5 protein-coding genes and 2 pseudogenes are annotated in these 3,919 nt (G+C 33.2%); 3 read left to right on the top strand and 4 right to left on the bottom strand.

Annotated elements, in window-relative coordinates:
* A partial coding sequence (locus VKY41_RS00215; RefSeq protein ID WP_500812416.1) for an NAD-dependent epimerase/dehydratase family protein occupies positions 1-366 on the bottom strand: 366 nt, incomplete at its 3' end.
* Between the two features lie 179 nt (positions 367-545).
* Between VKY41_RS00215 and VKY41_RS00210 the strand changes: the two genes are divergently transcribed.
* Together VKY41_RS00210 and VKY41_RS00205 are read left to right on the top strand one after the other, a co-directional pair.
* A complete protein-coding gene (locus VKY41_RS00210) occupies positions 546-884 on the top strand; it encodes a rhodanese-like domain-containing protein (RefSeq protein WP_500812415.1) in 339 nt (112 codons plus the stop codon).
* 3 nt (positions 885-887) lie between these two features.
* Complete coding sequence (locus VKY41_RS00205; protein ID WP_500812414.1) at positions 888-1,589, top strand: lycopene cyclase domain-containing protein; 702 nt, start codon at positions 888-890, stop codon at positions 1,587-1,589.
* Between the two features lie 97 nt (positions 1,590-1,686).
* Here the strand turns inward: VKY41_RS00205 and VKY41_RS00200 are convergent, their stop codons facing one another.
* From VKY41_RS00200 to VKY41_RS00190, 3 genes and pseudogenes are all read right to left on the bottom strand, one after another.
* Complete coding sequence (locus VKY41_RS00200) at positions 1,687-2,007, bottom strand: single-stranded DNA-binding protein (RefSeq protein WP_500812413.1); 321 nt, start codon at positions 2,005-2,007, stop codon at positions 1,687-1,689.
* Positions 2,008-2,035: 28 nt separating this feature from the next.
* Positions 2,036-2,347 (bottom strand): single-stranded DNA-binding protein, encoded by a 312-nt coding sequence (locus VKY41_RS00195; RefSeq protein ID WP_500812417.1) that lies wholly within the window; start codon positions 2,345-2,347, stop codon positions 2,036-2,038.
* A 99-nt stretch (positions 2,348-2,446) separates the two neighbouring features.
* A pseudogene (locus VKY41_RS00190) lies at positions 2,447-2,722 on the bottom strand (single-stranded DNA-binding protein); the annotation flags it as partial.
* A gap of 514 nt (positions 2,723-3,236) precedes the next feature.
* Between VKY41_RS00190 and VKY41_RS00185 the strand changes: the two are divergent.
* Positions 3,237-3,919, top strand: a pseudogene (locus tag VKY41_RS00185) (hypothetical protein); the annotation flags it as partial.

The raw sequence follows: 3,919 nt of genomic DNA, 5'->3' as shown, positions 1-3,919 counted from the left end.
GTAACAAGTAATTCCAGAAGCTGATATATATTGTGTTAAAGCAGGTGTGTTTTGACTAATTTCATGCAAAAACTGAGTAGGCTTAATACGAGAATTGAAAATAATTTCCTTGCGCTTATCAGTCCACCTTTTATCAGCAATTCCAGCTCCTGCTAGATTAATAATAACTTGAACCCCTTTTAACGCTTCGCGATCAATCTCTTTTTTTCTAGGGTTCCAATGATAAAAAGGTGCGTTTGGATTGTCTTGTCGGGTAAGAATCCTAACCTCATGACCCTGTTTATTAAGTTCTTCTTGTACTTTTTGACCAATTAGTCCTGAACCACCAGCTATTAAAACAATACGCTTTTCTACCTTTTTCACCATCTTTATTATTGGAACAATAATATTAAAATTATTTATTGCGATGACAAACTTACAACTACTATTTCGTTTCTTCTAAAAAATCATTAAATGAATAGGTTGTAAGTTAGAACTTGTCTATTTTTGAGAGACTAAAACTACAGATTATGAAAAGTTTATTAATGTTATTGACTGCATTATTTATGATATCGAATTCTGCTTTAGTAGCGCAAGTAACTATGGAGCATAGGTTTGAAAGTGTCGGTAACGATGAGTTTAAAGAGGCTTTAGCTTCTGGTGATTTTATACTGTTAGATATTAGAACTATAGAAGAATTTAAAGAAGGTAATATTAAAGGTGCTAAATTAATTGAATATAACGGTGGTGATATGGATGCCGAATTCGAAAAACTATCAAAGAATCATAGTTATTTAGTTTACTGTACGGTTGGTGTAAGGAGTAAAGTTGCTATGGAAAGAATGAAAGAACTTGGTTTTCATTATGTTTTAGAGTTAGACAAAGGGATAAAAGAATGGGAATAAGTGATGAGTTTATATTTGTGGATTAATATTCTAAGTGTTATTGGAACACTGCTTTTCTCATTCGATAAGAAGGTGCGCTTTTACACTCTATGGAAAACATTGTTTCCTGCTATCTTAATAGTTGGAAGTATTTTTATTACGTGTAGTGTTTACTTTACTGATATTGGAGTATGGGGATTTAATTCAAGTAGTCTAAGCGGACTTTTGTTTTTCAATTTACCTATTGAAGAGTGTCTGTTCCTTTTAACGATTCCTTTTGTATTTGTATTTCTATACGAAGTAATAAAGGTTTATTTTCCAAAATTTAGGCCCATCCATTTTTCTTATTATTTTTCTCTTTTATTTACGCTTACTGCGGTTCTCTTAGCTATTATATATCGCGATAATCAGTATACTTTTGTTACGTTATTAACTGCAGGAATTATTAACTGGATCATTTATTTCGGATATACTCCAAGATGGTATCCATACTTTATAATTACATTTTTTATCCTGTTACTTCCTTTATTTTTCATAAACGGAATGTTAACAGTAAGTATGATTTACTCACCAATTATTTGGTATAACGAGAGTGCAATTATAGGGTTTAGAATTTTCAATATTCCTATGGAACAAATCTTCTATAATTTTTCTTTATTTTTCTCTGTAGTTGTTGTACACGAGTATTTAAGTTACTTGTGGGAACAAAAAACAAAAAGTACGTAGCAAGCCACGTACTTTTTATGAACTTAACCGCAAACCTATGGTTGCATACCGTTTTGATTTAGGTGGTTTTTAAGTTAAGTCAATTAGCGAGAGTTTTTTAACTCAATGCCACTGCGTTTTTAACCTCAATAGAAGTGAATGATTTCGACTCACCAGTTTTCGATAAGTATTTTCGTGTAACGAGTTTGCCTGTTATAGCCAGTTGTGTACCTTTCTTACCTGACTTTGCAATGTAACTTGCTGTAGGACCCCAAGCATGAATGTTGTGCCAAAAAGTCCTATCTTGTCTATTTCCTTCTTGGTCAACATAACGCTCGTTAGTTGCAAGTGTAAAACGCACTTTTTTTGCACCGCTTTCAAAGTTTGTAATCTCTGGATCGATGCCTATGTTTCCGATTAATTGAACTTGATTTCTCATGATATTTGATTTTTATGTGATTAATTAATTATAGGATAACCATATCGTTAATCTCTATTTCTGTGAAGGACTGACGCTGACCGTTAGAATTATAGTAACGTGATCTTAAGCGCCCTTCTATTGCTAAAGCCTGACCTTTTGATCCTAACTGTTCTAATACAGGAACCCACTTCCCCCATGCCGTAACACGATGCCAATTTTTTAAGTTTTTGGTATTTCCTTCAGCATCGAGATAAGTTTCTTTTGTCGATAATGAAAAGCGAGCTATTTTTTTTCCTCCTTCCATTTCTACGAATGTTGGATCAGATGTCATTTGACCTATTAAATTAACGTGATTCATTTGTTGTACTCTCATGATTTTATGTGTTTAGGATTACTATTTAATTTTTATGAAGAGTGCCCAAGTGTTTCCTGAGCACTCATACGATTTTGTTTAGGATTATGCTTTTGATTTTTTATCTGCATCCTTATCACGGTTCAATACCATAAATTCACGCAATGTGATTTCTGTTTTGTAGCGTTTTTCACCTTCTTTAGTTTCGTAAGAGTCATTCACTAATTTTCCTTCTAAAACAATTTCAGATCCTTTTTTGAGAAGTTGCTCGCAAAGTTCTGCAGCCTTACCCCAGGCAACTACATTGTGCCATGTGGTGTTCGTTACCCATTCGCCTTTTTTATCTTTAAATGATTCGTGTGTTGCAACGCTAAAACATGCTACAGAGTTCTTGTCTCCAAATTATGTAATTGCAGGATCTGCTCCTAGGTTCCCGATTAAACTAACTGTGTTTCTTAACGTGTTCATGTCTGTAAATTTTAATTAATAATAGTTTGAACTTTTTCTCAAGCTGTCTCTCAGCCATCGACAATGCAAAGGTGAGGTAATCACCAATCCAGATTCGGTTATTTGTCGTTTGTTGTCGAATGTCTTTCGTTTGTAAGTGGTTAAAACCGTTTACAGCACTTTAAAATAAGAGTTGTATGAAAAAATAAAAATGTAAAGTTTTTTGATGTTTTTTTTGGTGTAGTATTTTTTTAACACCAATAATCCGATAAAATGAAGTACTATTATTAGAAAGCGGAATGGTAATAATGTTGAAAATGAACAAAAGGCCTTTCATTTGTATAAGCATCAGAGAGATTAGCGAAACCTGTTTTTATGTAACAAATGTTATATACGCCTTAATGAAGTTTAGTTATATTTGCACTCAATTTTAAATTATGCATGCACAATGATTAGATTTTTTATTACTTTATTTTTTGCTATAGTCATTAGCTTTAGCCTTACAGCTCAAAATCATTTTACAATCTCTGTGGAAGTTCAAGGAAATAGGACAATAGTCATTGAGTTAATCACCACAGGAGTTGAGATAAATGGAAGTACAACCCCTCCCTATAGTTGTCCTAATGGTTATAATTATAATATACTGTTTGACTACTCAATAAAGAGTTACAATAGTAATGGAAAGGAAACAGGTTTTAATCAAATTTATACTCTTCAAGGTGTTTTTATTTGTAATAATGATACTTCTTTTTTTGACCTACCCAACTCTCTAGATGAAGGGTCTGGTAAAACTGTTGGTAATATTTGGAAAGGTGATTCTAGCTGTAATTCTGCATCCGTGGAGAGTTTAATGTGTGATAAAATTACATTTGAAATTGATATGCAAGGCTATGATGGTCCAGAATTCATAACAGTACCTGGAACTTCTGTACTCCCTATCGAACTCATTACTTTCGATGCAATCAAAAAAGACCGTCAAGTTGAGCTTTCGTGGAAAACAGCAACAGAGACAAACAATGACTTTTTTACAATTGCGCGTTCTGTTGATGGAAAGTATTGGGAAGATTTACAATACATCGAAGGTGCAGGTAACAGCGTACAAGTTCAAGAGTACTCGTATACAGACGATGC

Origin of the sequence: Xanthomarina sp., from assembly GCF_035306605.1 — a bacterium.
In the GTDB taxonomy this organism is placed as follows: domain Bacteria; phylum Bacteroidota; class Bacteroidia; order Flavobacteriales; family Flavobacteriaceae; genus Xanthomarina.
Note: the sequence above shows the minus strand (reverse complement) of the source record. Positions and strands in the feature narration are given on the sequence as shown.

Bases quoted from the DNA above. Each gene is read 5' to 3' on its own strand.
- VKY41_RS00195 (WP_500812417.1), bottom strand. From the start codon at position 2,347: ATGAATCACGTTAATTTAATAGGTCAAATGACATCTGATCCAACATTC.
- VKY41_RS00200 (WP_500812413.1), bottom strand. From the start codon at position 2,007: ATGAGAAATCAAGTTCAATTAATCGGAAACATAGGCATCGATCCAGAG.
- VKY41_RS00205 (WP_500812414.1), top strand. From the start codon at position 888: ATGAGTTTATATTTGTGGATTAATATTCTAAGTGTTATTGGAACACTG.
- VKY41_RS00210 (WP_500812415.1), top strand. From the start codon at position 546: ATGATATCGAATTCTGCTTTAGTAGCGCAAGTAACTATGGAGCATAGG.